This window comes from Aliiglaciecola sp. M165 (assembly GCF_007197995.1).
In the GTDB taxonomy this organism is placed as follows: Bacteria; Pseudomonadota; Gammaproteobacteria; order Enterobacterales; family Alteromonadaceae; genus Aliiglaciecola.
The window spans coordinates 373,515-396,984 of the sequence record NZ_VKKH01000003.1; the positions used below are offsets into that span (position 1 = coordinate 373,515).

At 43.2% G+C, this 23,470-nt stretch carries 29 protein-coding genes and 1 other annotated feature; of the genes, 22 read left to right on the forward strand and 7 right to left on the reverse strand.

Translation table 11 applies throughout. The features are described from left to right. The first annotated feature begins 89 nt into the window (after window positions 1-89). Window positions 90-1,397, forward strand: a complete 1,308-nt coding sequence (locus FM019_RS07230; protein WP_143835251.1) for a hypothetical protein — start codon at window positions 90-92, stop codon at window positions 1,395-1,397. Here FM019_RS07230 and FM019_RS07235 read toward each other — a convergent pair. Then, the gene (locus FM019_RS07235; protein WP_143835252.1) at window positions 1,389-1,781 is read right to left on the reverse strand and encodes a VOC family protein; all 393 of its coding nucleotides are present in this window, start codon (window positions 1,779-1,781) and stop codon (window positions 1,389-1,391) included. The genes FM019_RS07230 and FM019_RS07235 overlap by 9 nt on opposite strands. A gap of 254 nt (window positions 1,782-2,035) precedes the next feature. Between FM019_RS07235 and FM019_RS07240 the strand changes: the two genes are divergently transcribed. From FM019_RS07240 to FM019_RS07270, 7 genes are all read left to right on the forward strand, one after another. After that, window positions 2,036-2,419 carry an ACT domain-containing protein gene (locus FM019_RS07240; RefSeq protein ID WP_143835253.1) on the forward strand — a complete coding sequence of 128 codons (384 nt, stop codon included), beginning with the start codon at window positions 2,036-2,038 and terminating at the stop codon, window positions 2,417-2,419. Beyond that, entirely contained in the window at window positions 2,419-2,925 is a 507-nt protein-coding gene (locus FM019_RS07245) for a PTS glucose transporter subunit IIA (protein ID WP_143835254.1), read from the forward strand. Before FM019_RS07240 ends, FM019_RS07245 begins: the two co-directional genes overlap by 1 nt. Window positions 2,926-2,996: 71 nt before the next feature. Further along, window positions 2,997-3,341 carry an ArsC family reductase gene (locus FM019_RS07250; protein WP_185969219.1) on the forward strand — a complete coding sequence of 115 codons (345 nt, stop codon included), beginning with the start codon at window positions 2,997-2,999 and terminating at the stop codon, window positions 3,339-3,341. Further along, entirely contained in the window at window positions 3,338-4,468 is a 1,131-nt protein-coding gene (dapE, locus tag FM019_RS07255) for a succinyl-diaminopimelate desuccinylase (RefSeq protein ID WP_143835255.1), read from the forward strand. Before FM019_RS07250 ends, dapE begins: the two co-directional genes overlap by 4 nt. After that, window positions 4,465-5,145, forward strand: a complete 681-nt coding sequence (locus tag FM019_RS07260; protein WP_143835256.1) for a M15 family metallopeptidase — start codon at window positions 4,465-4,467, stop codon at window positions 5,143-5,145. Before dapE ends, FM019_RS07260 begins: the two co-directional genes overlap by 4 nt. Next, the gene (locus FM019_RS07265) at window positions 5,142-5,321 is read left to right on the forward strand and encodes a DUF2897 family protein (RefSeq protein ID WP_143835257.1); all 180 of its coding nucleotides are present in this window, start codon (window positions 5,142-5,144) and stop codon (window positions 5,319-5,321) included. Before FM019_RS07260 ends, FM019_RS07265 begins: the two co-directional genes overlap by 4 nt. A gap of 51 nt (window positions 5,322-5,372) precedes the next feature. Beyond that, the gene (locus FM019_RS07270) at window positions 5,373-6,194 is read left to right on the forward strand and encodes a formyl transferase (protein WP_143835258.1); all 822 of its coding nucleotides are present in this window, start codon (window positions 5,373-5,375) and stop codon (window positions 6,192-6,194) included. 26 nt (window positions 6,195-6,220) lie between these two features. Here the strand turns inward: FM019_RS07270 and FM019_RS07275 are convergent, their stop codons facing one another. Further along, the gene (locus FM019_RS07275) at window positions 6,221-7,321 is read right to left on the reverse strand and encodes a DUF2855 family protein (protein ID WP_143835259.1); all 1,101 of its coding nucleotides are present in this window, start codon (window positions 7,319-7,321) and stop codon (window positions 6,221-6,223) included. Between the two features lie 123 nt (window positions 7,322-7,444). On the opposite strand from FM019_RS07275, the gene FM019_RS07280 reads away from it, so the two are divergent. Next, entirely contained in the window at window positions 7,445-8,674 is a 1,230-nt protein-coding gene (locus FM019_RS07280; RefSeq protein ID WP_143835260.1) for a saccharopine dehydrogenase family protein, read from the forward strand. A gap of 63 nt (window positions 8,675-8,737) precedes the next feature. Next, window positions 8,738-8,983 carry a DUF6482 family protein gene (locus FM019_RS07285; RefSeq protein WP_143835261.1) on the forward strand — a complete coding sequence of 82 codons (246 nt, stop codon included), beginning with the start codon at window positions 8,738-8,740 and terminating at the stop codon, window positions 8,981-8,983. On the opposite strand, the gene FM019_RS07290 is transcribed toward FM019_RS07285, so the two are convergent. After that, entirely contained in the window at window positions 8,984-9,886 is a 903-nt protein-coding gene (locus FM019_RS07290; RefSeq protein WP_143835262.1) for a LysR substrate-binding domain-containing protein, read from the reverse strand. Between the two features lie 120 nt (window positions 9,887-10,006). Between FM019_RS07290 and FM019_RS07295 the strand changes: the two genes are divergently transcribed. After that, window positions 10,007-10,330 (forward strand): hypothetical protein, encoded by a 324-nt coding sequence (locus tag FM019_RS07295; protein ID WP_143835263.1) that lies wholly within the window; start codon window positions 10,007-10,009, stop codon window positions 10,328-10,330. A gap of 481 nt (window positions 10,331-10,811) precedes the next feature. Here the strand turns inward: FM019_RS07295 and FM019_RS07300 are convergent, their stop codons facing one another. After that, complete coding sequence (locus tag FM019_RS07300) at window positions 10,812-11,099, reverse strand: hypothetical protein (RefSeq protein ID WP_143835264.1); 288 nt, start codon at window positions 11,097-11,099, stop codon at window positions 10,812-10,814. Window positions 11,100-11,411: 312 nt separating this feature from the next. After that, window positions 11,412-11,528: a sequence feature (His leader region), on the forward strand. 70 nt (window positions 11,529-11,598) lie between these two features. Here FM019_RS07300 and hisG point away from each other — a divergent pair. From hisG to FM019_RS07355, 11 genes are all read left to right on the forward strand, one after another. Continuing rightward, complete coding sequence (hisG, locus tag FM019_RS07305; RefSeq protein WP_143835265.1) at window positions 11,599-12,498, forward strand: ATP phosphoribosyltransferase; 900 nt, start codon at window positions 11,599-11,601, stop codon at window positions 12,496-12,498. A 3-nt stretch (window positions 12,499-12,501) separates the two neighbouring features. After that, complete coding sequence (hisD, locus tag FM019_RS07310) at window positions 12,502-13,806, forward strand: histidinol dehydrogenase (RefSeq protein ID WP_143835266.1); 1,305 nt, start codon at window positions 12,502-12,504, stop codon at window positions 13,804-13,806. Further along, a complete protein-coding gene (hisC, locus tag FM019_RS07315; protein WP_143835267.1) occupies window positions 13,806-14,921 on the forward strand; it encodes a histidinol-phosphate transaminase in 1,116 nt (371 codons plus the stop codon). The genes hisD and hisC overlap by 1 nt, the downstream gene beginning before the upstream one ends. Continuing rightward, window positions 14,918-15,988, forward strand: a complete 1,071-nt coding sequence (gene hisB / locus FM019_RS07320; RefSeq protein WP_143835268.1) for a bifunctional histidinol-phosphatase/imidazoleglycerol-phosphate dehydratase HisB — start codon at window positions 14,918-14,920, stop codon at window positions 15,986-15,988. Before hisC ends, hisB begins: the two co-directional genes overlap by 4 nt. Then, window positions 15,988-16,605, forward strand: coding sequence for an imidazole glycerol phosphate synthase subunit HisH (hisH, locus tag FM019_RS07325; RefSeq protein WP_143835269.1), 618 nt, complete (start codon window positions 15,988-15,990; stop codon window positions 16,603-16,605). The genes hisB and hisH overlap by 1 nt, the downstream gene beginning before the upstream one ends. Beyond that, window positions 16,602-17,339 carry a 1-(5-phosphoribosyl)-5-[(5-phosphoribosylamino)methylideneamino]imidazole-4-carboxamide isomerase gene (gene hisA, locus FM019_RS07330; RefSeq protein WP_143835270.1) on the forward strand — a complete coding sequence of 246 codons (738 nt, stop codon included), beginning with the start codon at window positions 16,602-16,604 and terminating at the stop codon, window positions 17,337-17,339. The genes hisH and hisA overlap by 4 nt, the downstream gene beginning before the upstream one ends. Continuing rightward, window positions 17,321-18,115: an imidazole glycerol phosphate synthase subunit HisF gene (gene hisF / locus FM019_RS07335; RefSeq protein ID WP_143835271.1), complete on the forward strand. Its 795-nt coding sequence runs from the start codon at window positions 17,321-17,323 to the stop codon at window positions 18,113-18,115. Before hisA ends, hisF begins: the two co-directional genes overlap by 19 nt. A 46-nt stretch (window positions 18,116-18,161) precedes the next feature. Then, complete coding sequence (hisIE, locus tag FM019_RS07340) at window positions 18,162-18,782, forward strand: bifunctional phosphoribosyl-AMP cyclohydrolase/phosphoribosyl-ATP diphosphatase HisIE (RefSeq protein ID WP_143835272.1); 621 nt, start codon at window positions 18,162-18,164, stop codon at window positions 18,780-18,782. Window positions 18,783-18,931: 149 nt separating this feature from the next. Then, window positions 18,932-19,624 (forward strand): aspartate/glutamate racemase family protein, encoded by a 693-nt coding sequence (locus tag FM019_RS07345; RefSeq protein ID WP_143835273.1) that lies wholly within the window; start codon window positions 18,932-18,934, stop codon window positions 19,622-19,624. 119 nt (window positions 19,625-19,743) lie between these two features. Next, window positions 19,744-20,388 (forward strand): signal peptidase I, encoded by a 645-nt coding sequence (gene lepB / locus FM019_RS07350; RefSeq protein WP_143835274.1) that lies wholly within the window; start codon window positions 19,744-19,746, stop codon window positions 20,386-20,388. Window positions 20,389-20,577: 189 nt separating this feature from the next. After that, the gene (locus FM019_RS07355) at window positions 20,578-21,015 is read left to right on the forward strand and encodes an Hsp20 family protein (protein ID WP_143835275.1); all 438 of its coding nucleotides are present in this window, start codon (window positions 20,578-20,580) and stop codon (window positions 21,013-21,015) included. 88 nt (window positions 21,016-21,103) lie between these two features. On the opposite strand, the gene FM019_RS07360 is transcribed toward FM019_RS07355, so the two are convergent. From FM019_RS07360 to adk, 3 genes are all read right to left on the reverse strand, one after another. Next, complete coding sequence (locus tag FM019_RS07360; protein ID WP_143835276.1) at window positions 21,104-22,075, reverse strand: YncE family protein; 972 nt, start codon at window positions 22,073-22,075, stop codon at window positions 21,104-21,106. Between the two features lie 157 nt (window positions 22,076-22,232). Then, window positions 22,233-22,634 (reverse strand): MAPEG family protein, encoded by a 402-nt coding sequence (locus FM019_RS07365; RefSeq protein WP_260681558.1) that lies wholly within the window; start codon window positions 22,632-22,634, stop codon window positions 22,233-22,235. Between the two features lie 51 nt (window positions 22,635-22,685). Beyond that, window positions 22,686-23,330, reverse strand: coding sequence for an adenylate kinase (adk, locus tag FM019_RS07370; RefSeq protein WP_143835277.1), 645 nt, complete (start codon window positions 23,328-23,330; stop codon window positions 22,686-22,688). Between the last annotated feature and the right edge of the window lie 140 nt (window positions 23,331-23,470).

Genomic DNA, 23,470 nt, shown 5'->3' on the forward strand with positions numbered 1-23,470 from the left:
GGTTTAAATTAATATTTCTCAGCAGCATATTTAAGAGTGCTGTTAGAATACAATTACAGCTCATTGCATTTTTTCACAAGAGGCAACAAATGCGTTCAAGGACGATAGTATTGATAACCTTGGCGGTTTTTATAGCCGCAATTTATTATTTTTTTAGTGACGAGAAGCTAAACCCGGAAGCACAAAAATGGATAGAATATTATTCAAAACCTGCAAATCTAGATAAGAACATTTTCATTGAATTTATTGCTTTAGGAAGTGATTCAGAAAATGCATATGAATTGGCGGTTAATCGATATGAAGACTCCGTTAAGCACATCAAAAATGGATTTGTGGACGACGAAAGGTTAATAACATATCCTGAAATTCCTGGCTATTTTGACTTCCACGAGAATTCACTATTTTGCACTTTTGATGAAGAGAAGTGTTTTGAACAACTTAAGCTAAACCGTTCAAAAATCGAACCTACTATCAATTTGCATGCACAACGAATTAAAAAGTTAATTTCTCTAAGCGAACTCTCGAATTTTAGCCATATCAACTCGATGGCAACTCAACAAGACCTTAATCAACTGCGGTTCATGTTTAACATTGCTGCGATTGACACCTACAACGCATATTTGGACAAAGACCATACAACAGTTTCCCAAAATCTAAGCTCGCTCATTCATATCGATCGGAAACTAATGGAACACTCTGGAAAAGGGAGCTTTTTTATTTCATTTATCGTAAACGTTCAAGCTCTTTATATTCCAATAATTCAGCATTTGATTGCTTCAGACTTTAACCAATGGCAACAGTTGCGAAATCAATTGCCCCCCTTAAGCATGGAGGAATTATCTAATAATCAGATGCATATAAATATGTTTGCTGATGGCTATCATTCCTTAAAATTCGAATCAATTGCGAACCAAATCGAAGAAAACAGTCATTTAAACAGAATGACTGCAAAGCTGCGTTATAAAGAGAACGCAACAAACAACAGACTATACGAAAGATTACAATATGATCTGATTGAGTCACCTGAAAAAAGTGTGCTGCTTGAGGAGCTTACTGAAAAGGGTATTGAACGAGAAAAACACTATGATAGTTGGCGTAGTATTAGTAAGCATATGTTTTTAATCCCGTTAATGAACCCTCGAAATATTGTTGGTTCAATACTAGCTACTACAATTGCCCCCAGATTTTTAGATATTTACGATGACGCTATCGAAGCGGACCTAAAGCTATATTTGCTCAATATCCTGATTGAATTGGAGCACAATGGCATAGAGAGGATCCTTGAAAAGGACCAATATACGAATCCATATACGGGCGAAAAGCCTTTCACTGAAAACGGAAGTTTATGTTATCAGATGGAAGAACCCATATGTTTGGCTTTATCTATATCAACTTGAACCCGAATTATCCTCAAACAACGCGCACACTGCCCCGGCAGGATCCTGAATGATGATGTAGCGACTTTCGCCCCCGTAGGTTTTCATTGATGACACTGTTTTACCGCCCATGTTTTCGACCGCTTCAAGGGACTCATCTAGATTGGCAACTTTAAAATACAATAACCATTGAGAAGGTAAGTCTGCGTTTCCGCCTCGGGCATGACAAATGCCTACGGTGTCCTGGCCATTTCCAGGTAATTGCATGGAATAATCTTCATAATCTCCCATGCTGACTGGGTTAACCTTCCACCCTACTACTTGCTGGTAAAAATCTTTGAGCCCTGACGCATTTTCTACTGTGATATCAGTCCAAACCACTGAACCCACTTGACCATCAGACATAATTGGCTTTCCTGTTAGTTGTTGATTTCCTCGGCGCTGAAAACGCCCGTGATGCAAAAACACACAGCTGGAATAAATCCTTAATTATCATATTCTTAATAAAGATATAAAGTTTCCTGCACAAGGTTATCCACAGAATCAGTGGATAACCTTAAACGAGTATATTTTTCACCTTTTTTACTGAGTCTGAATTTCAACCCTTGACTTACATAATAGCTAACGCAAAATGATAGACCAAATATAAAGGAATAAATATGCCGAAACAGACGCTTGCTGCCTTGCCTGATAAATTCGTGATCCATAGCTTACCTGTTCACGCAGAGATCCCCTCTCAGGTACTGAATGCATCCCTGTATTTCATTGGCAAAACCCACGATGAATTGTCAATTGTGGTACCCCAGACTGTGCAGGTTGACTCGGAAGAATGCGATGAAGACTGGCGTGTGTTGGAGGTGTTAGGGCCACTTGAATTATCCATGGTCGGGATCATGGCGCAAATTGGCAATGTTTTAGCCGCCGCAAAAGTCAGCATCTTTATCGTTTCCACATTTGAAACTGATTTTTTCCTGGTGAAACAAAAAGATCTCAACACCGCTGCATCTGCGCTTGAACAAGACGGATATAAAGTCATTTTGTAATGAGCCTGCTTTCCTGTTTGCTTGACGGCGATAATATTCCGCCGCATAAAAAGAAAATAGATGTGCTTTCTCCTGTCAGTGGAAATGTCCAACCTTTAGATGCATTCAGCAACCTAACCCTAAGCCAGCGCATTTTTGGCGAAGGCGCAGCCATTGAAGTGAGCGGGTTTCAGGTGGTCGCGCCATTTGATTGTGTAGTCACTGAGTTCCCCATGACTGCCGCGCACATTCGGTTACGCGACAAACATGGCTTGCGCCTGCATATTCAATGTGGCGTTAATGCCCATCGTTTATATGGCGAAGGTTTTAAACGCAAAGTCAAGGTGGCACAAAAGGTCAGACAAGGCCAAGTACTACTGGAGTTCGATGGCAGAAAATTGCGTCAGTCGTTAGATGATCCTAAATTTGCTGTCACCCTGCTAAACAGTGATAAAGTCCAGGGTATCCTATTAAACCAGCGCAAGGTCACTGCCCTGGAGGATGTACTTTTTTCTGTCATTGTTTAAAAACGGATTTACTCTCCTGTTCACAAACCGTTATATTCATATCACTTATTTTCTAGAGACTAAAACCCCCAATGACAAAGATGTTTGGTATTAAAAATTGCGACACTATTAAAAAAGCCAAAAAATGGTTGGAGCAAAATGGCATAGATTACGTATTTCATGACTATCGCGTCGACGGTATCGATGAGCAGTGGTTGGTGCAGATGGAGTCCCTTGTGGGTTGGGAGAAACTGCTGAATCAACGGGGAACAACTTTTCGGAAATTAAGTGACGAGCAAAAATCTGATTTAAATGCGCAAAAAGCTATACTGTTAATGCTTGAAGCGCCTGCCATGATCAAGCGCCCGTTGTTAATGCATCAAGAACAAGCCTATCTTGGATTTAAGCCTGCTGAGTATGAGGCCATTTTTTCATGACTTCAAAAACCATAGATTTAACCAAAGACCTCATTAATCGCCGCTCAGTAACACCTGAAGATGCCGGTTGTCAGGAGATGATGGCGGAAATATTGGCTCCATTAGGATTTAATATCGAATCCATGGTTTTTCATGACACCACCAATATGTGGGCAAGAAAAGGAACCACTGGGCCGCTGTTTTGCTTTGCCGGTCATACCGACGTTGTTCCCTCTGGCCCTGAAGAAAATTGGCTTACAGCGCCATTTGAAGCGACAGAAAAAGGCGACTTTTTGTATGGTCGCGGTGCAGCCGATATGAAAGGTAGTCTTGCCGCGATGTTGGTGGCAACCGAGCGTTTTGTTAAGGATTTTCCAAACCACCAAGGCAGCATTGCCTTTTTAACTACCAGTGACGAAGAAGGTCCCTTCATAAATGGCACCACTAAAGTCATCGATACATTGGAAGCGCGAAATGAAAAGATCGACTGGTGTTTAGTTGGAGAGCCTTCAAGCACAGAAAAGATCGGGGACATTGTCAAAAACGGACGCCGCGGCTCCTTAACCGGAGATCTAGTGGTAAAAGGCGTTCAAGGCCACGTTGCGTATCCACACTTGGCGAGAAATCCAGTGCATGTGGCCTCGCCGGCCTTAGCAGAATTAGCCCAAACTCATTGGGATGATGGTAACGCATTTTTCCCACCAACGAGCTTTCAAATCTCCAATATCAACGGCGGAACTGGCGCTGGCAATGTTATTCCAGGCGAGCTCAGTGTGTGTTTTAACTTCCGGTTTTCCACCGAAGTAACCGACAAACAATTAATTGAGCGTGTTTATGAAGTATTGGATCGTCATGGTGTAGAGTATGACATCAAATGGACGTTCAACGGCCAACCCTTTTTAACCGATTCCGGCCCCCTGGTCGAAGCAACTCAGCATGCTATTCAGGCGATAACGGGCTTAAACACTGAACTGTCGACCGCAGGCGGCACATCTGATGGTCGATTCATAGCGCCAACCGGTGCTCAAGTTATTGAATTGGGGCCGGTCAACGCAACCATTCATAAAGTTGATGAGTGTGTAAAAATGGATGATTTGAATACCTTAACTGATATTTATTACGACATCTTGAGGCGATTACTCTCGTGAACTTAACTGCTCGTCATTGGCTAGGTCTGACCGACGAACACATTCAACCTATCGATGATATACATGGACTGGAAAAAGCGACTAAGCATGCTTTTTTAGCCATGCAAGATGCCGCACATGCCGACAACATAGATTTACAATTGGTTAGCAGCTTCCGCGATTTTAAAAAGCAGTTGTCAATCTGGCAACGCAAATGGATAGGCGAGTTGCCACTTTACAGTATTGAAAATGAGCTCATCAATGGCGCTAAGCTAGATGATTTGGCGAAAATTCACGCCATTATGAGCTGGTCAGCAATGCCAGGGGGCAGTCGTCATCATTGGGGTACGGATTTTGACGTATTTGATCGGGATAGTAGCAAACGAAGCAAAAAGCCCTTTCAGTTGATTAGCCAGGAATATCAACCAGGCGGCCCCTGTTACGAGCTGAACTGCTGGCTTAACGAAAGAGCGTCTGAATTTGGCTTTATCCGCCCTTACGCTTCGTACAATGGTGGGGTCGCTCCCGAAGCATGGCATCTAAGCTACGAGCCAGTATCGAGCCAAATCGTCAATTCCTTGGATATTGTGGCGTTACATCAGCAGATCGAAAAAACAGAAATTGGCGGAAAGGCCACCTTACTGCGACACTTAGAAGCATTATTCAAGCGTTATACGCTTAACGGGGGCGCCGCATGAACACATGGTTAATCATTAGTTTATTGGTCGCTTTGGGGATTATTGTTGGCAATATTATGCTGTTAAAATATAGTGCAAAAATGAAATTCGAGAAGCCTAAAAAATCGCTAACCCCCTCCTCGAAAAAAGACGACTCTCACGATGATAGTCTCGACGACGGGGATGATAAAAAATAGCTATTCGTTAAATTAAGCGAATATGTGGATCCACAAATGGAGGGCTAAATTATGCGCATCTTGATTTTGGCAAATAAAGATTTGGCCAGCAATCTAGCGATTAATTTATTGCTTAACGCCGCACCACAGCATACCTATTCCATTTTATTGTCTTCAAAAGTCGGTTCAACCAGCGACTTACCTGCCCAGCTCAATGAACTTGCGTTTTTTGAACAACATTTGTTTAACGACATCATTTTTCAACTCGCAAATAAGCTAGATAAGAAGGGAAGTCATTGTCTGGATAGCTTTGATGGGCTCAAGCAAAAAGGCATTGCTGTCGCTAACATCAGTCACATCAATCAAGCTGCGGGAGTGACAGCTGTCGCAGCCTTTAAACCGAATCTCATTGTATCCATTAGATTTGGGCAAATCTTGCAACAACCGATAATAGATATTCCGGAATTTGGTGTCATTAATCTGCACTCTGGGTTGCTGCCGAATTATCGCGGGGTTATGGCAACATTTTGGGCGATGTTAAATCAAGAGACAGAGTATGGAACAAGCTTACACTATATCGATTCAAACAAGATTGATGCAGGAAATATAATATCCACGACTAAACACCCACTCGATTGCAAAAAATCTTATCTTTACAATGTGTTATCTCTTTATTCAGCGGGTGCGAAACAAATTGTTGATTCGATAAAAGAAATTGAACAGGGCCTTGATTTAAAATCGAAGCCAATGGATATCAACCGGGGCAACTACTTCAGTCACCCAGACGATAAGGCACTCAACAGGTTTAATGAGCAAGGCAATCGCTTATTGGACTACTCAGAAATTGTTGAGTTTGCAAAGTGGTATTATCAAACCCCCTTTGATTTAACTTAACAATTTCTGAGCGTTATATTTATGCCTTAAAATCGTACCTGATACATTTTTCGTGTATCAAAATTTCCTTGTAGCCCTTCCACATAGAGATGACAAATCGCATCTGTTCCTTGAACTTGATCAGTGCTGAGCAAAGGGTGAATATGCTTGGCAAACGCCATCCATGCAGCCGCATACTTTTGCATAAACCCTTGTCCACCCCATTCTTCCGTGCGTTTTTTCACTTGTGAAGGAGCGAAAAATAAGTGCCCTTTTAGCTCTCCCTCAAACTTTTTCATTTGCGATTTCACATCTGTCACCCCGATGTAAATCATGCTTTGCATAGCATCACCCAGGTGCTCTTGAATATTGAGCAACAAGGGTTTGTTACCCGCAAAATCCAGCACTATGGTGTCTTGTTGATTACTAAGAATGTTGTATTCGTCATAACTCAGGACTTGGTCATAACAACCGCTTTCCTTGGTAAAGGCTATATTGCCTTTTGAGGTTAACCCAACCACCTTGTAATCGACGCCTCTTTGTTGAGCATGGTGTTTTAATAAAAACCCTGCACCGTAAGCGGTTTTGCTTGAAGCGCTAGTCAGCACTACAGTTTTAGTCGAAGACGTAATTTGTTCGCTTACGAAGTCGTCCAATACGAAAGACGTCATGAACAATGGGCGGAAGTTAAGTTGCCAATCTTCATTTTTGGGATCATAACCTGGGTCAACGGCTGTTCTGACGTATTGATCGTAAACAGGCGAGATACTCTTGCGTTTTTCACTCACATCATAAAAGCTTTGCCGAGTGATGTTGCCAGCTTTAATCACCAAATGGGACGACAGTGGCAAATAACCAAAGACCTTTTCTCCCACTTTCACCTCGTCACAGCGGCTTGCTTCAACGGTGGCAAATCCCCAGATGGGCAAGATGCCATAACCCTCCTCAGCGGGGAAAAACCCCCAATAACCCATCATATCGCCCATCAGTGCATAGGTAATATTGTTGGCAGAAAATCCGAATGACTCTATTTTCAGTAATACTTCATCATGCTCTAAAGCGTTCGAATCGATGTCTTGATTCACAACTTTCACATTTGACAATGCTGACTTGTCTATTTGAATTTGGGTATTAGAAACGACTGTCATTGAGCACACCTTTTGGGTTAACGGCAATTTGCCGTGGTATTCATTACATATGTGTATCATAGTGGTTGTTATAGCAAAGCCTAATCATAGTTTTGAATAGCAAAAAATAATGAGGATGAATCCATGCAAACCTTTGACATAGTCGTATTTGGTGCAACGAGTTTTGTTGGCAAAATCATGGTGCGTTACATGATGGACACCTTTCCCAAACACGACAAGGCACCAACTTGGGCCATCGCAGGAAGAAGTGAAGCGAAGTTAAAAGCACTTAAAGACGAATTGGGTGAACATGGCCAGTCTTTGTCAACCATCGTCGCCGATGCAGCCAATGAAGAACAGCTTAATGCAATGTGCGAGCAGGCCAAGGTTATCGTATCAACGGTAGGCCCATACGCTCTTTACGGCGAACCACTTATAAAAGCCTGTGTGACCAGTGGAACCGATTATTGCGACTTAACCGGCGAGCCTCAATGGATCGCCAGAATGCTCAAACGTTATGAAAAAGTCGCGCAAATTAGTGGTTCACGGATCGTCCATTGTTGTGGTTTTGATTCAATACCATCAGATTTAGGGGTTTGGTACACCCAAAAGCAGGCTAATGCGACCTTTAATGAAACCTGTCAAAAAATATTTATGCGTGTCAAAGCCATGAAAGGCGCAGCAAGTGGTGGCACGGTAGCAAGTATGATGAACCTGGTTAAAGAAGCGACAACCGACAAAGACCTACGACGCATGCTGGCAAATCCGTATGCCTTGTGCCCGCAGGAACATCCTTTTAAAGCCCGACAGGAAAACTTAAAAACCGCACGTTTCGATGAAAACACTCAAAGCTGGATTGCACCTTTTATTATGGCTGCGATCAACACACGTGTGGTGCATCGCAGCAATGCCATGCAGGGCAACGCTTATGGTGACGATTTTATATACGATGAAGCCATGATGATGGGCAAAGGCGCTGGAGGCGGGATGCGAGCGGGATTGCTATCAACAGGACTCGGTGGATTCATGGTGGCCGCGGCTCTGCCTCCAACCCGCTGGTTAATGGAGAAAACATTTTTACCCAAACCTGGTGAAGGACCGAGTGAAAAAGAACAATTGGAAGGCTTTTACGATCTTCGCTTTTTTGCGCAAACGGCTTCGGGTAATAAAATTCAATGCAAAGTCACAGGTGACAGAGATCCGGGTTACGGTTCTACCGGCAAAATGTTGGCAGAGTCGGCAGCATGCTTAGCGCTTGATATCGATAAAAATGAGCGCAAGGGTGGATTTTGGACACCAGCCTCTGCGATGGCCGAGCCATTATTAGTGCGATTAGAAAAATATGCAGGGCTCTCCTTTTCTGTCGTTGAATAAATGTTTGATCTTAGTTTGGTTATTTTTCGTTCAAATTGCTAAATGAGCAAACTGGGATCACAGATGAAACTCCATATTGAATCTATCGAAGGCGGTACATATCTAGCCACGGTCGAAAACAACACTGAGCAAGAGTTAGCCAAAAATAACGGCAAACCCATTGCATTTCATTGCTTAAATGAAATTAAAGAACACTTCGATGGCCAGGATTTTGAACAGGTTTGGCTGAAGCAAAACACACCTTACGATGAGATGTGTGGATTAGATGACAAAAATGAAAAGCTGGAAATGTTAATTGATTGGCATTGATTATTGACTGAAGTTCTCCTTTGCAATAGGCACCAACCATTTTTCAAATTGGCTGACTTTGTGCCAGGAAAAATGATGTTCAGGAGCAACTAGAAATAATGAATACGGGCTGGCTACATTGAAGTCTAACAAAGTCACCAACTCTCCCCTCAATAAGTAGTCCGATACCAAAATATAGTTAGCTAACATAAACCCTCGTCCTGCGACGGCGTTTTCAATCAGTGGCACCGAATTATTTGACCGTACAATCGGAACCATTTTACTTCGGTCAATACCGAAATTTTCGCACGTTTCGTTGAAGATCGCGGTGATACTGCGGCTCACGTCTTCAAGCCAAGGCAACTGGAAGACCTGTTTAGGATCCTGCCGGTCTATTTGTGCAACACAATCTGGACTTGCGACAAAAACAAGTCGTTCTTTAAATAAAACTTTACTCTTCACACCTGTATAATTGCCTTTTCCCATTCGAATCGCTACATCAATGTCGCCACTAGAAAAGTCAACTAATTCGTTACTTGGAGCCAGTTGCACCATAATATCTGGGTTCTCCTGTTGAAACGTTTGTAGGCGTGGCATTAGCCAAAAAGAAACAAATGAATAAAGTGTTGATACACGCAATATATTTGGATTTGGATCACTGGATAATCGACTGATCCCTTCCTGGAAATGTTCAAACCCTGCATCTATATGAGGGAGTAAAGCCTGCCCTTCTGCGGTTAAGTCAGTTTGACGTGTCCCTCTGACAAATAATTGCACATTCAGTTGTTGCTCCAACAACTTAATTTGTTGGCTAACCGCGGCCTGTGTCACATTTAATTTCTGGGCGGCAAGCTTAAAGCTTTTTAACTTACCTGCTGTCAAAAAAAAATGAAGTGATTTAAGCGGTGGTAGACGCTGATTCATTATTAACTCCGCAAATACAACTTAAATTTTTCTTAACTATAGTTCAGTTTTTATCGTTTGTTCAACACAAATTATCGCCCTATCCTTAATCCTGTCATCAACACATAAGAGGGCTCTACCATGAAAAACCTAATCGCTTACACGCTTTTATTTATAGCAGCTTTGGCTACATCAATCGCATCAGCAGAAATCACGGGAGATATGGAAAAACGCCTTACCGAAAAGGGATACCCTTACGGTTTACTCGTTGAAAGAGTCGATTCAGTAAAGATTTTATTTAGTGAAGACCAGCAAGGCATCAGTTGTTCTGTGGAATTGGAAAACAAGGGGTCTTTGCACAAAAGCGACACTGTATACGTGAAAAAAAATCGATTTGAACAGAAACCACTGTCATCTTGTCTTGCTCGCAGCCAAGCCAAAACCTGGTTGGCACAAACCTTTTAAACATAAAGATTGTTCCCGCTCCCTAGGAGCGTTTTTGTCCCCGCTTACCGTTAGCGGGGATTTTTTTGTTTCGAATATAGAGGGTCTCATACCTAGCCAGTCCAGGGGCGTCAACTTAGAACCAACAACTTCATCTCATTTCAATGACGTAGTCTCTTAACCAACAACGTCGTCTGCAACCCGCTGCGTCATCTCAATCCAACAACATCATCTCCTTACAATTACATCATCCCCGAGTGCTCTTGTCGGGGATCTCTGTGGCCATTGAGAGATCCTCGACAAGAGCACTCGAGGATGACGTATATTTTTGAACGGTGCATGATGTATTTTTTGAACGGAGATGACGTATTTTTCGAACGAGGGATGACGTTTTTTTGAACGGGGAATGACGTGTATTCTTGAATGACGGAGTGACAAAATGTTTTTAACGTGACGACGATTTACAAATTAGAGTGTAGCGGAGGGAGAGGGAATTATAACTTCAAATATAAATATCCAGATGTTTTCTGCCGTGCTTATCGGTCGTGGGTAATTCTGGATCAACCTCGGGTTTAACATCCTTTGGCTTTTCTTCTTTGTCAGCATTGTCATCGGATTTTTTAAAATACTTTTCTCTGGCCTCACGTTCCTCAGCATTTAATTCTTTTTCCTCATCGTTTAGTCGACGAAGCTTGGCTTCCTTATCAACCTGTTTGACACGCAACTCTTCCTTCTCGATTGCGGTTTTCCCTTCTCGAGGTAGGACAGAAAACAGTAGATCATTGCTCATAGAGAGCTCCTTTATTTATCATCATACGAGTTTGCGTTTTTAACTTTCCTTTCTCATCTATCGTATTGTTATTGACCAACTTTAGCTTTATTCGTTCATATTTTGCACAAACCTATCAGTTCACGGTTTGATTAAAATCAAGCTCATATCATTTTGTTGTAACTAATACACAGAATGTTGCAAGGTTTTGTTATGTTTTGCTGTGTTTACTCTTGCATTATTTAAGCCATTTGGATAATGTTCGTCGCGTCTTTACTTAATGAAATGAACGAACCCAAAGAATATGATCTGTTTAGCAGCAAATACACGTTTTCATGCGCATCATCATATAGCATAACCTTTCAGGTTCGTGCTGGAAGGTTTATTGTCCTTCCAGTGGAGCAGAATTTTTCTAAACCCCCGGAAGGAAACTTCTGGGGGTTTTTGTTTGTACTGACACAAATTCGAAGTAACACGATCGACGTATTAATCAGATAGATGACAACATTGAGGCAATAAAATGAGCGATAGCAAGAGACTACGCATTGCAGTGCAGAAAAAAGGACGACTGAGTGACGAAAGTATTTCGTTGCTTAAAGCCATTGGGATCAAACTTCAAATCAGAGATCGCCTCTTAATTGCCCATTCAACCAATCAACCTATCGATTTGTTACTAGTACGTGATGACGATATCCCAGGTCTGGTTATGGACGGTGTGGTTGATATGGGGTTTATCGGTGAAAATGAGCTTGAAGAAAAGATGTTAGAACGCAAGCAGTCTGACCGAGCTCACGAATTTAAAACGTTGCGCCGCCTTGACTACGGCGGCTGCCAATTATCCATCGCAGTACCTAACGAATTTCACTACTCAGGGTTATCGGATTTAAATGGTCTTAAAATTGCCACGACCTATCCTTTCTTGTTGGAACGATTTTTTGAGCAAAACGATATCGATGCACAAGCCGTCATGCTAACCGGCTCCGTTGAAGTTGCGCCGCGGGCAGGTGTCGCCGATGCCATTTGCGATTTAGTTTCTACCGGCGCTACTCTTGAAGCGAATGGCCTCAAGGAAGAAGCAGTAATATTTAAATCTAAGGCGGTGCTAATTCAGCGTGATGGTGAGTTAACCGAAGATAAACAAGCTTTAATTAATCGTTTATTGCCGAGGATTGACGGCGTTATGCAAGCAAAAGAAAGCAAGTATATTATGCTGCATGCACCAAAAGCGTACTTGGAACAAGTGAAAAGCTTGTTACCCGGTGCAGAAAACCCTACGGTTTTGCCTCTCGCGAATAACCAAGATGTGGTAGCGATACACGTTGTAAGCTCCGAAACCTTATTTTGGGAAACCATGGAAAAACTCAAAGCCCTAGGGTGTAGCTCCATTTTGGTTATGCCAATTGAAAAAATGATGGGTTAATCGATGACAGCGACGGTAAAAAACTGGTCAACACTCAACGATGGACAAAAAAAATCGTTGTTGAGTCGCCCAGCGCAAGCAGATAACCAAGGGTTGACTGCCAGCGTTAAAAATATACTAGAAACGATAAAGCAACGAGGCGATGAAGGTATTCGCGAGCTGACAAAACAATTTGATGGGGTCAGGTTGGGTAAAATCCGCCTCGCTGAGGCGGCCATTGAGGAAGCCAAAAATACTATTGCGCCGGAAGTAAAGGACGCGATTGATCTGGCCTATCAAAATATAAGGGCGTTTCACCAAGCGCAATTTCCGCAGGACGTTAAGGTTGAGACACAGCCTGGCGTAGTCTGTGAACTCAAACACACGCCTCTTGCTTCAGTCGGTTTATACATCCCGGGTGGAACAGCGCCTCTTCCTTCAACCGTGTTGATGCTTGGCGCAACGGCTCAAGTGGCAGGTTGTCCCCGCCGTATCTTGTGCACCCCGCCCGATGCTCAAGGCAATATCGCAGTAGAAATCCGTTATGCGGCATCGATATGTGGCATTGAGGAAATATATCTGGTGGGTGGAGCCCAGGCTATTGCGGCTATGGCGTTTGGCACGGCTTCGATTGCAAAAGTCGATAAAATTTATGGCCCAGGCAACAGCTACGTAACCGAAGCAAAACAACAAGTCAGTACTCGACCTGATGGTGCGGCTATCGACATGCCAGCCGGTCCGTCTGAGGTGTTGGTGATTGCTGATGAAAAAGCTAATCCAGTTTTTGTAGCGGCAGATTTACTTTCACAAGCTGAGCATGGAACAGATTCCCAAGCCATTTTGGTGAGCAATAGCCAAAGTCTTATCAGTCAAACTCAACAGGAAGTCGAAAAGCAACTCGCCCAACTTAATCGTCGTGACATTGCACAGATGGCAATGCAACACGGCCGCTACATACTGACCGACAGTATTGAACAAGCCGTTCAGGTTAGTAACGAATATGCTCCGGAGCACCTGATTGTGCAAACTCAAAATGCCAGGCAATTGCTTGCTAGCTTAAACAATGCCGGTTCGATCTTTGTCGGCCAATGGTCGCCCGAGTCCGCCGGCGATTACGCCAGCGGGACAAACCATGTATTGCCCACCTACGGATATGCGCGCAACTACTCTAGCTTAGGTCTGGTTGATTTTATGCGTCGCTATACAGTTCAGGAACTCAGTTATGAAGGGCTGCAAAATATTGGGCCAGCGATAATGAACCTGGCAGATGCTGAGGGCTTAGATGCACACAGGCAGGCAGTAGCCTTAAGATTGCAAGGTGATAAGTGATGAGCGCATTAGTTGATAAATTAACCAGTGATTCGTTAAAGGCCTTAAAACCTTATGAATCTGCCCGTCGATTGTTTGCTGCATCAGAGTCTGGGCAACAACAAGTTTGGCTTAACGCCAATGAATCGCCTTTTGCTAATCCCTATGAAGTGGATGATTCGCGGTTTAATCGTTATCCGGATTGTCAGCCCAGTAAGGTTATACAGAGCTATGCTGCCTATTCTGGTGTTGCTGCACAAAATACCTTGGTAACACGCGGTGCAGACGAGGGAATAGAACTGCTCATTCGCGCGTTTTGTACACCCGATATAGACAACATCCTGATATGTCCACCGACCTATGGCATGTACGCTATCAGTGCGCAAACATGCAACGTTGGGGTGCTTGAGGCGCCATTGAATCCTGACTTTAGCTTAAATGTGCCGACCATTTGCGAATTTAAAGATAAGGTTAATCTAGTGTTTATTTGCTCACCAAATAATCCCACGGGTACCTGTGTTGATCCGCAGCAGGTGCTTGCTGTCGCTGAACATTTTGCTGACTCTGCACTGGTAGTGGTTGACGAAGCTTATATTGAGTTTGATTGGCAAAACAGCTGGGCGAACAAGCTGTCTAAACACCCTAACATTGTTGTATTGCGCACGCTTTCAAAAGCCTTTGCACTGGCTGGATTGCGATGTGGGTTCACTCTGGCAGACCCATCAGTCATCCAGGCAATGTTAAAAGTCATTGCTCCCTACCCCATTCCAGAGCCTGTGGCACAGATTGCCCAACAAGCACTAACGGATGAAGGGATAACATTGATGCGCGATCAAGTTGACACCATCAGCGAACAGCGCGAACTCATGAAGAATGCATTGCTTACTTTCCCTTCTGTGGAGTTAGTTGGCGATGACAAAGCTAATTTCATTTTGTTTCGTTGCGCTGCAAAAAATGCACTTATGCAATACCTAATCGATAACCAAATATTAATTAGAGATCAATCCAAGCAGCGAGGTCTGGACAATTGTTTACGCATTACCATTGGTAACGAAAAACAAAATCAGCAATTAATAAGCTTGTTGACGTCATTCTTTTTATCCATTTCACCAGAACAACAGGATCAGGCACTATGAGCGCCCAACCCATTTTATTTATTGACCGTGATGGCACGCTTGTAGAAGAGCCGCCAGTAGATAAACAATTAGACAAGCTCGAAAAACTGGTTTTTGAACCTCATGTCATCCCCGTTTTATTAAAGTTGCAACAGGCAGGCTACCGTCTGGTAATGGTAAGTAATCAAGACGGACTGGGAACAGATGCTTTTCCGCAAAAGGATTTTGATGCGCCGCATGATCTAATGATGCAAATATTTAGCTCACAAGGCGTGCACTTTGATGATGTGTTGATTTGTCCCCACTTTGATCATGAACAGTGCAGCTGCCGTAAGCCCAATTTGGGTCTGGTTACTGACTATCTGCAACAAGGACGCATCGATTTTACCCGATCTATGGTCATTGGCGACCGTGACACAGACGTTCAACTTGCTAAAAATATGGGGATCCAAAGTCAAAAATACGACCGCGAATCAAACAATTGGCAAGCCATTGAAAAGTCGATTCTAACCGCAAGCAGAACGGCCACAGTTCAGCGCAATACGTCTGAAACGCAAATATCCGTTTTTGTTGATCTTGATTCAGAAAACAAATCAAAGATTGAAACCGGAATTGGCTTTTTTGATCACATGCTTGATCAAATCGCTACTCATGGCGGGTTTGAATTGCAGCTTAAAGTGAATGGCGATTTGCATATCGACGATCATCATAGCGTCGAAGACACCGCCCTTGCCCTTGGCGAAGCCCTCAAATCAGCGCTAGGCAACAAACGGGGTATTGGTCGATTTGGTTTTGCATTGCCTATGGATGAATGCCGAGCAGAGTGTATTTTGGATATTTCCAATCGCCCACATTTGCAATTTGATGCACCCTTTACCCGTGAGGCGGTGGGTGAAATGGCGACGGAAATGGTCCCACACTTTTTCTACTCAATCGCACAAGCAATGGGCTTGTCATTGCATTTGTCCACGACAGAGGGTAACGCCCATCACCAGGTCGAGAGCTTGTTTAAAGTATTTGGTAGAGCATTACGCCAAGCCATTACTAAAGTTGGTGATACCTTACCAAGTAGTAAAGGAGCGTTGTAATGGCGACGCAAAAAACGGTCATCATCAACACCGGCTGTGCCAATATCTCTTCGGTTAAGTTTGCCATGCAGCGATTGTCTGACAATGTCAGCGTTTCAGAAGATGTCGGCGAAATTCAAGCTGCCGATAAAATTATTTTGCCGGGTGTTGGCAGTGCTAATGCCGCGATGGACAGTATTCAACATAAATGCCTAACCGCATGTATTCAAACGCTCAAGCAACCCGTGCTTGGGGTCTGTTTAGGCATGCAATTGATGGTGACGCGTTCAGAGGAAAAAGCGCAACAGAGTCAGCAAGATTTTACCCCCTGTCTTGATGTGATTCCTGGCCAGGTGAAACGCATGCAAGTTGGCGATTTACGGCTACCGCACATGGGTTGGAACACGGTCTCGCCAAAAAATGACCTTTCGATTTTTAGAGGGATCCCTGCAGGCACTTACTTTTACTTTGTGCATAGTTTTGCCGTGGATGTTTATGAACATACATTAGCATCATCAGAATATGGTCAGTCATTTTCTGCCTCGTTGCACAAAGACAACTTTTTTGGTGTGCAATTTCACCCTGAACGCTCAGGAGATGCCGGTGCAACCCTCTTGGAGAACTTTTTAACATTATGATTATTCCAGCAATCGATTTAATTGACGGAGCGGTTGTTCGCTTGTTTCAGGGCGACTACGCACAAAAAACGCAATACCAGTTAGATCCCGTTGATGTGGTGAATGACTATGCCAACCAGGGCGCAAATTGGTTGCATATAGTTGATTTAACCGGGGCAAAAGACACTGACAAACGCCAGCTTTCATTAATTAAACGGATGGTCGAAACCAAACGTATGGATTTCCAGGCAGGTGGTGGGATCCGCAGTGAAAAAGATGTCAGCCAATTATTAGATATTGGCGTTAAGCGCATTGTGATAGGTTCACTGGCAGCTAAACAACCTGAACTTGTCAAACAATGGGTCAGCAAGTATTCGCCGGAAGCCATAGTATTGGCATTAGATGTCAACATCGATGAACAAGGCAACAAAATGATCGCGACTCACGGTTGGCAGCAAAGCTCGGGCGTCGCCCTAGAAGGACTGTTAGAAGACTTTTTATCGGTTGGCGCCAAACATGTGTTGTGCACCGATATAAGCCGCGATGGCACCTTACAAGGCTCTAACGAATCTCTCTATGCACAAATGAAACAACAATTTCCCAGTGTGGTTTGGCAAGCATCAGGCGGCATTGGCTCGCTAGCTGATATCGAAGCACTGAAACCGACTCACGTCGACAGTGTTATCTTAGGCCGGGCATTGTTAGAAGGTAAATTCACTCTAACGGAGGCGATAGCATGCTGGCAAGACGCATAATTCCTTGTTTAGATGTTCGCGACGGCAAAGTTGTTAAAGGCGTTAAATTTCGCAATCACGAAATCATTGGCGATATCGTTCCTCTTGCTGAGCAATACGCGTTGCAAGGTGCTGACGAGCTGGTCTTTTATGATATCACCGCGTCCAGTGACCAACGTGTAGTAGATAAAAGTTGGGTCAGTCGCATTGCTGAGGTCATCGACATTCCATTTTGTGTGGCTGGCGGCATTAAGTCAGTTGCTGACGCTGGTCGAATTCTAGAAATGGGTGCTGATAAAATTTCCGTCAACTCCCCGGCTTTGGAGAACCCAGAATTGATCACTCAATTGCACGACACCTTTGGACAACAATGTGTTGTCGTCGGGATAGACAGCTATTTCAACGAAAAAAGTGGTCAATACGAAGTGTATCAATTTACTGGTGATGAAAAACGCACACAAAACACAGGACGTTTAACCGCGGATTGGGTAGCTGAAGTGCAACAACGTGGTGCTGGTGAAATTGTCCTCAACTGCATGAACCAAGATGGCGTGCGCCAAGGCTACGATATAGAACAATTAACCAATATTCGACAAGCTTGTTCCGTGCCTTTGATTGCATCAGGAGGCGCTGGTGAAAAACATCATTTTTATGATGTGTTTAAGCAAGCAGACGTTGATGGGGCTCTAGCGGCCTCGGTGTTCCACAAAGGCATTATCCCGATTCCTGAGCTTAAAGATTTCTTGCGCGCACAAGGCGTAGTGATCAGAGATGATTTTCGTCGCAAAAGTGCATAACCACGCAAAAACAGACAACCCATAGACAATAATTAGGTTCTAAATAATGAAAATGACAACTGACAATATCACGCAATTGAGCTGGGAAAAGATGGACGGCCTTTTACCGTGTATTGTACAAAATGCGTCAAGCGGAAAAGTGTTGATGCAGGGTTACATGAATCAAGAAGCATTGGCAAAAACGTTGGAAAGTGGACAAGTTACCTTTTTCAGCCGTTCAAAACAAAGATTGTGGACCAAAGGAGAAAGTTCCGGACACGTATTGAATCTAGTCGATATCAGCGCAGACTGTGATCAAGACTCCTTGCTAGCCTTAGTCCATCCACAAGGACCAACTTGCCACTTGGGCACAGAGTCATGTTGGGCCCACAGCAAAGATCCTGCGTTTACTTTTGTAGCCAATTTAGAGGCCTTATTAGCGCAAAGAAAAAATGCCGATCCTGAATCTAGCTACACTGCAAAACTTTATAGTAAAGGCATAAAACGCATTGCTCAAAAAGTAGGAGAAGAAGGCGTGGAAACGGCACTCGCCGCGACCGTCAAAGATCTCGAAGAGCTAAAAAATGAATCTGCGGATCTGTTGTATCATCTGATAGTGCTATTACAGGCTTCAGATTTGTCGTTAAATGATGTCATTGAGGTGTTAAAGCAGCGACACCAGGGCTAGTTTTTATTCAATAGTTGTTGGCAGTAGAAGAGGCAAACCGACACTGCCCCCCCTACTTTTCTTTTGTCGTTTCTGGTTTGCGTCTACCGATTGTTTATGTTTAATTAACCGTCTAAATCACAATAAGACTAGATTAAACTGAGTGAGTTATGCGCACCTTGGGATTAATTGGTGGAATGAGTTGGGAATCAACGGTCACCTACTACCAACGAATGAATCAACAAATCAAAGCTAAACTCGGTGGATTGCACTCAGCAAAAGTGGTACTGCACAGTGTCGATTTTGCACAAATTGAAAAACTCCAACATCAGGGCCAATGGCAAGCATTGGGAGAGATACTCGCCAAAGCAGCTGCAGGTCTAGAAAGTGCAGGGGCCGATTGCATTCTTATTTGCACAAATACCATGCACAAAGTCGCTGAGCAGGTGCAGCAAGCCGTATCCATCCCTCTTATTCATATTGCAGACGCAACGGCTGATGCATTGCGGCATCAAAATATCTCGCGGGTAGCGTTGCTAGGTACGCGTTTTACCATGGAGCAGGACTTTTATGCCGGTAGACTGAATCAACAGCACGATATACAAGTACTCACACCTAACCAAGCGCAGCGGGATAAGATCCATCAAGTGATTTATCAAGAGCTATGTGTGGGACAAATCCAACCTGAATCAAAATTGTTCTATTTACAAGTTATCAAAGAACTCCACAAGCAAGGTGCACAAGGGGTTATTTTGGGGTGTACCGAAATAGGTCTACTGGTTAAACAACAAGACACCACAATCCCGCTTTTTGATACGACATTAATTCATGCCGATACCGCTGTTGCCTTTGCTCTAAAATAGCGCTATTTCGACTATTGAGTTTGAACAACTAGACACATTTCATTACAAAGCGAACTTGAATTCAGCGACAAGAAATTGTTCAAATATATACTCAAACTTAGGATCGCAGGACCATAAATATGACTGATAAGTTGAAAACATTAGCCAAAGAAAACTGGGGCTTTTTACTGATCATTCTGCTGATGTTTGCCTCACGCAGTAGTTTGGCTGACTGGTATCACGTCCCTTCTGGCTCGATGTTACCAACCATTGAGGTAGGCGACCGTATCTTTGTTAACAAGCTGGCTTATCGATTAGAAGTCCCTTTCACTGACGTGCCTATTATGCAAACAGGGTCACCCGAACGCGGGGATATCGTCGTTTTTAACTCTATTGCTGCCAATGAAAGGCTGGTAAAACGTGTGATTGGTATGCCTGGTGATCAAATATCCATGACAAATAACCAACTGATCATCAATGGCCACGTCATTCAATATCAAAATGAACAGGAAAGTCATTTTTATTCTGAGGATCTTTTAGGTTTGCAGCATCAAGTTCAATTTGTGCCTGTTCCTAGCCCTAAACATTCGTTTGATACGATTGTAGTTCCTGCCGATCACTATTTTGTCATGGGTGACAATAGAAATAATAGTCGTGATTCTCGTTATTATGGATTTGTCAGTGCGGCCGAATTACAAGGAAAAGCAATTGGCGTCATTGCCTCTTTTGATTCAAAAAATTACTATTTGCCCAAAGAAAATAGAAATTTCATTAAATTGATTTAATGTTTTTATGTATTATTTTCAGATAGTTAAAAATATTTTTAAATTTTTTTGAAAATTAAGTATTGAAAAATATCGTGTTCGCCACATATCTTTATTGTCGACGCCGAAAGGGTCGACAAACGATGTCGCCGAATAGTCGGGACATTATTCTAATAGTTAACATATTGCTTAATTGCGAGGATATGAATTATGCGTAATATCGATCTATCTCCACTTTATCGTTCTTTTATCGGCTTTGATCACTTGGCATCTATGATTGATGCATCACAAAGCGAAAAACAAACGTCTTACCCTCCTTACAACATTGAGTTACTTGAAGAAGACAAGTATCGCATTACAATGGCTGTAGCAGGCTTTTCACAAGACGATATCAGTATCGAAGTACAAGAAAATACACTGAAAGTGTCAGGCACTTTGGAATCAGAACCCAAAGAGCGTAAGTTCCTGCACAAAGGTATTTCTGAAAGAAACTTCGAACGTAAATTCCAGTTGGGTGACCATGTAAAAGTACTCAATGCTGACATGCAAAATGGCTTGCTGCATATAGAACTTGAACGTGTCATTCCAGAGGCCAAAAAACCTAGAAAAATTGAGATTGGCAGCAGGTTGATTGAAAACCAGTCCTAACCTCAAATAAAATAAACATGTGTGTTGAAACGGCGTCTTAGGACGCCGTTTTTTTATTGGATTTGATTTAACAGGTTGAGCAATTCCATTACATAATATTCAAATCGATTTGGACAATCCTGTCTCCGTGCGCACTGCCAAGATACAGGTATTTTCCTTCTCGCAATGCGACCGTGGCATACCCCATCGGCATGTCAGCTTGTTTTAAACGGAATTCAACGTTTAGAGTGTTAGGGTCGGCCAGTAATATTTCGAAAGGCAACATACAAGGTTTGCTGGTCTCATGATTGCATTCTTCGCTGATAGGGTTGTGCAAATGTGATGCTATCCACAATTGGCCTGATGAATCGATAGTAATATTGTCAGGTTGCTGAACGGCCATTTCGCCTAGTTTTTGATCTTTAGCAATATCAATTTTTATAGTTTTATCGTCACCGTACAAGTTCACAAAGGCGATGTTTTTTTGCCGATCAACCGCTATGCCATTGGGCGCAGCTCCGCTTGCGCTTTCTAACTTCGTAAAGCCGCTTTCTGGATGCCAACGCCAAACCCATCCAGTATCCATGCCTAACAAATATTTAGTCACGAGTAACCAGTACGGTGTAGATTTGTTCCACATGTGTGTCACAACAAATCCTTTGTCTTCCAAGCTACTCACATCGTTAATAAAGGGATCTCCTGGAGGAGTTGCACAGCCTCGCCATTGAAGTCGCCATGGTCCGATGGGATCATCAGTATCACTATTCTCGATAATCTGGAAAAACTCGACAGTTTCACGCCCGCCGTGGTTAACCACTAGCAGAGCAAGCTCATTTTCGCTGCGTCGGTGGAAGTCTATCCCATGTGGGCTAAATGCTTCGGTATCCGGTTGCTCACAATCATTCATTCCCCATGACTCACCTGCCAATTGCCAGTTAATATCAATAGACATTTTGTGTTTTCTTGCCGTATCAAAGAGCACTAAATTTCCAGGTTCATTTGACATGAATGTACCCATTTCACTGACGATGAGAAAATCGGTGTCAGGAATACTCACCATATCTTCGGGATTGGTAAACATGCAGTACGGCTTGGCGTTGCCGATAGCTTCGCAATGACTCACAAGATCAGCATTTGATGTGGTTCGAGGGGTGCAGCCGATGAGTGAAGCGATCAAAGTTATTGTTAAAAGTATGCGTAAATGCAACTTACGGACTGTTATCATAGGATTGCAATCATCAGTACAAAATGAGCAAACATAAAACAGAACCGATAAGCAAAGATGCAAAGGTCATAAGCATTCCCCAAATTCGTTGCCAACTTGCCCCAACATGATGCCGTAAGCCGTACGCATGCAGCAAGCGGCCTGCGAGCATGAGAACACCGGCTAAATGGAGCAATATGTGATGACTGTCGTTGAGTTCGGCAATCAACATCATGACTAGCGCCAAAGGAACGTATTCGGCGAAATTGCCATGAGCTCTAATAAAACCTAAAAAATGCGCGTCTCCACCATCTCCTAAAGAGACTTTTTTACTACGACGCTGATTGATGACCAGAATGGATAAATAAACAAATGTGATACCTAAAAGACCAGCATAGAAGGCCGTTATTGGCGTTGTCATTATAGTTTCTGCCATAAAAAAACCCACGAACGTGGGTTTAGTCTAACCTTTTTTTAGAAGAATTTGTTAGCCCAATTTTTCTTCTAACTGTGCACTCACAACTTCAACTGCTTGTGTCCCATCTATTTTCAAATAGGAACAATTGCCGTTTTGCGCTTCTTTGTTGTAATAATCCACTAGAGGCTTGGTTTGCTCATGATAAATCTCCAAACGTTTACGAACCGTTTGCTCTTCATCATCAGGGCGTATCACCAGCTCTTCACCAGTTTCATTGTCTTTACCTTCCTGCTTAGGCGGATTATAGGTGACATGGTAAACGCGACCTGAGCCAGGATGGACTCTACGCCCTGCCATGCGCTCGACAATGACATCATCAGCAACATCAAACTCGATACAATGATCGATTTTTATACCTGCCTGTTTCATTGCATCAGCTTGAGGTATCGTGCGTGGAAACCCATCTAACAAAAATCCACCTGCGCAATCATCTTGAGCGATGCGTTCTTTTACCAGACCAATAATCAATTCATCAGATACTAGCTTACCTTCATCCATGACTTTCTTCGCAGCTAATCCCAGTTCAGTGCCTGCCTTGATTGCCGCTCTTAGCATATCGCCCGTTGAGATTTGCGGGATCCCATATTTGCCCATCAAAAACTGAGCTTGGGTGCCTTTGCCTGCACCTGGCGCGCCAAGTAAAATAATGCGCATGCCATGTCCTCTTAAGTAGTAAAATTCAATCCAAGCGCAACTTTACACATTCACATGCAGGGATACAAGAATATCGACGCACACTACGCCTAAAGTCGCAAAAAATTCCTATTAAAACCTTCGCTTGGCCACATAGAATT

Excerpts from the sequence above, each read along its gene's own strand:
- FM019_RS07280 (WP_143835260.1), top strand. The coding sequence starts at position 7,445 with ATGCAAACCTTTGACATAGTCGTATTTGGTGCAACGAGTTTTGTTGGC.
- hisD (WP_143835266.1), top strand. The coding sequence starts at position 12,502 with ATGACAGCGACGGTAAAAAACTGGTCAACACTCAACGATGGACAAAAA.
- hisG (WP_143835265.1), top strand. The coding sequence starts at position 11,599 with ATGAGCGATAGCAAGAGACTACGCATTGCAGTGCAGAAAAAAGGACGA.
- hisA (WP_143835270.1), top strand. The coding sequence starts at position 16,602 with ATGATTATTCCAGCAATCGATTTAATTGACGGAGCGGTTGTTCGCTTG.
- FM019_RS07230 (WP_143835251.1), top strand. The coding sequence starts at position 90 with ATGCGTTCAAGGACGATAGTATTGATAACCTTGGCGGTTTTTATAGCC.
- FM019_RS07240 (WP_143835253.1), top strand. The coding sequence starts at position 2,036 with ATGCCGAAACAGACGCTTGCTGCCTTGCCTGATAAATTCGTGATCCAT.
- dapE (WP_143835255.1), top strand. The coding sequence starts at position 3,338 with ATGACTTCAAAAACCATAGATTTAACCAAAGACCTCATTAATCGCCGC.
- adk (WP_143835277.1), bottom strand. The coding sequence starts at position 23,330 with ATGCGCATTATTTTACTTGGCGCGCCAGGTGCAGGCAAAGGCACCCAA.
- hisC (WP_143835267.1), top strand. The coding sequence starts at position 13,806 with ATGAGCGCATTAGTTGATAAATTAACCAGTGATTCGTTAAAGGCCTTA.
- FM019_RS07275 (WP_143835259.1), bottom strand. The coding sequence starts at position 7,321 with ATGACAGTCGTTTCTAATACCCAAATTCAAATAGACAAGTCAGCATTG.
- hisH (WP_143835269.1), top strand. The coding sequence starts at position 15,988 with ATGGCGACGCAAAAAACGGTCATCATCAACACCGGCTGTGCCAATATC.
- FM019_RS07355 (WP_143835275.1), top strand. The coding sequence starts at position 20,578 with ATGCGTAATATCGATCTATCTCCACTTTATCGTTCTTTTATCGGCTTT.
- FM019_RS07365 (WP_260681558.1), bottom strand. The coding sequence starts at position 22,634 with ATGGCAGAAACTATAATGACAACGCCAATAACGGCCTTCTATGCTGGT.
- FM019_RS07265 (WP_143835257.1), top strand. The coding sequence starts at position 5,142 with ATGAACACATGGTTAATCATTAGTTTATTGGTCGCTTTGGGGATTATT.
- FM019_RS07235 (WP_143835252.1), bottom strand. The coding sequence starts at position 1,781 with ATGTCTGATGGTCAAGTGGGTTCAGTGGTTTGGACTGATATCACAGTA.
- hisIE (WP_143835272.1), top strand. The coding sequence starts at position 18,162 with ATGAAAATGACAACTGACAATATCACGCAATTGAGCTGGGAAAAGATG.
- FM019_RS07285 (WP_143835261.1), top strand. The coding sequence starts at position 8,738 with ATGAAACTCCATATTGAATCTATCGAAGGCGGTACATATCTAGCCACG.
- lepB (WP_143835274.1), top strand. The coding sequence starts at position 19,744 with ATGACTGATAAGTTGAAAACATTAGCCAAAGAAAACTGGGGCTTTTTA.
- FM019_RS07250 (WP_185969219.1), top strand. The coding sequence starts at position 2,997 with ATGACAAAGATGTTTGGTATTAAAAATTGCGACACTATTAAAAAAGCC.
- FM019_RS07245 (WP_143835254.1), top strand. The coding sequence starts at position 2,419 with ATGAGCCTGCTTTCCTGTTTGCTTGACGGCGATAATATTCCGCCGCAT.
- FM019_RS07290 (WP_143835262.1), bottom strand. The coding sequence starts at position 9,886 with ATGAATCAGCGTCTACCACCGCTTAAATCACTTCATTTTTTTTTGACA.
- FM019_RS07270 (WP_143835258.1), top strand. The coding sequence starts at position 5,373 with ATGCGCATCTTGATTTTGGCAAATAAAGATTTGGCCAGCAATCTAGCG.
- hisB (WP_143835268.1), top strand. The coding sequence starts at position 14,918 with ATGAGCGCCCAACCCATTTTATTTATTGACCGTGATGGCACGCTTGTA.
- FM019_RS07345 (WP_143835273.1), top strand. The coding sequence starts at position 18,932 with ATGCGCACCTTGGGATTAATTGGTGGAATGAGTTGGGAATCAACGGTC.
- FM019_RS07300 (WP_143835264.1), bottom strand. The coding sequence starts at position 11,099 with ATGAGCAATGATCTACTGTTTTCTGTCCTACCTCGAGAAGGGAAAACC.
- FM019_RS07360 (WP_143835276.1), bottom strand. The coding sequence starts at position 22,075 with ATGTTTACCAATCCCGAAGATATGGTGAGTATTCCTGACACCGATTTT.
- FM019_RS07295 (WP_143835263.1), top strand. The coding sequence starts at position 10,007 with ATGAAAAACCTAATCGCTTACACGCTTTTATTTATAGCAGCTTTGGCT.
- hisF (WP_143835271.1), top strand. The coding sequence starts at position 17,321 with ATGCTGGCAAGACGCATAATTCCTTGTTTAGATGTTCGCGACGGCAAA.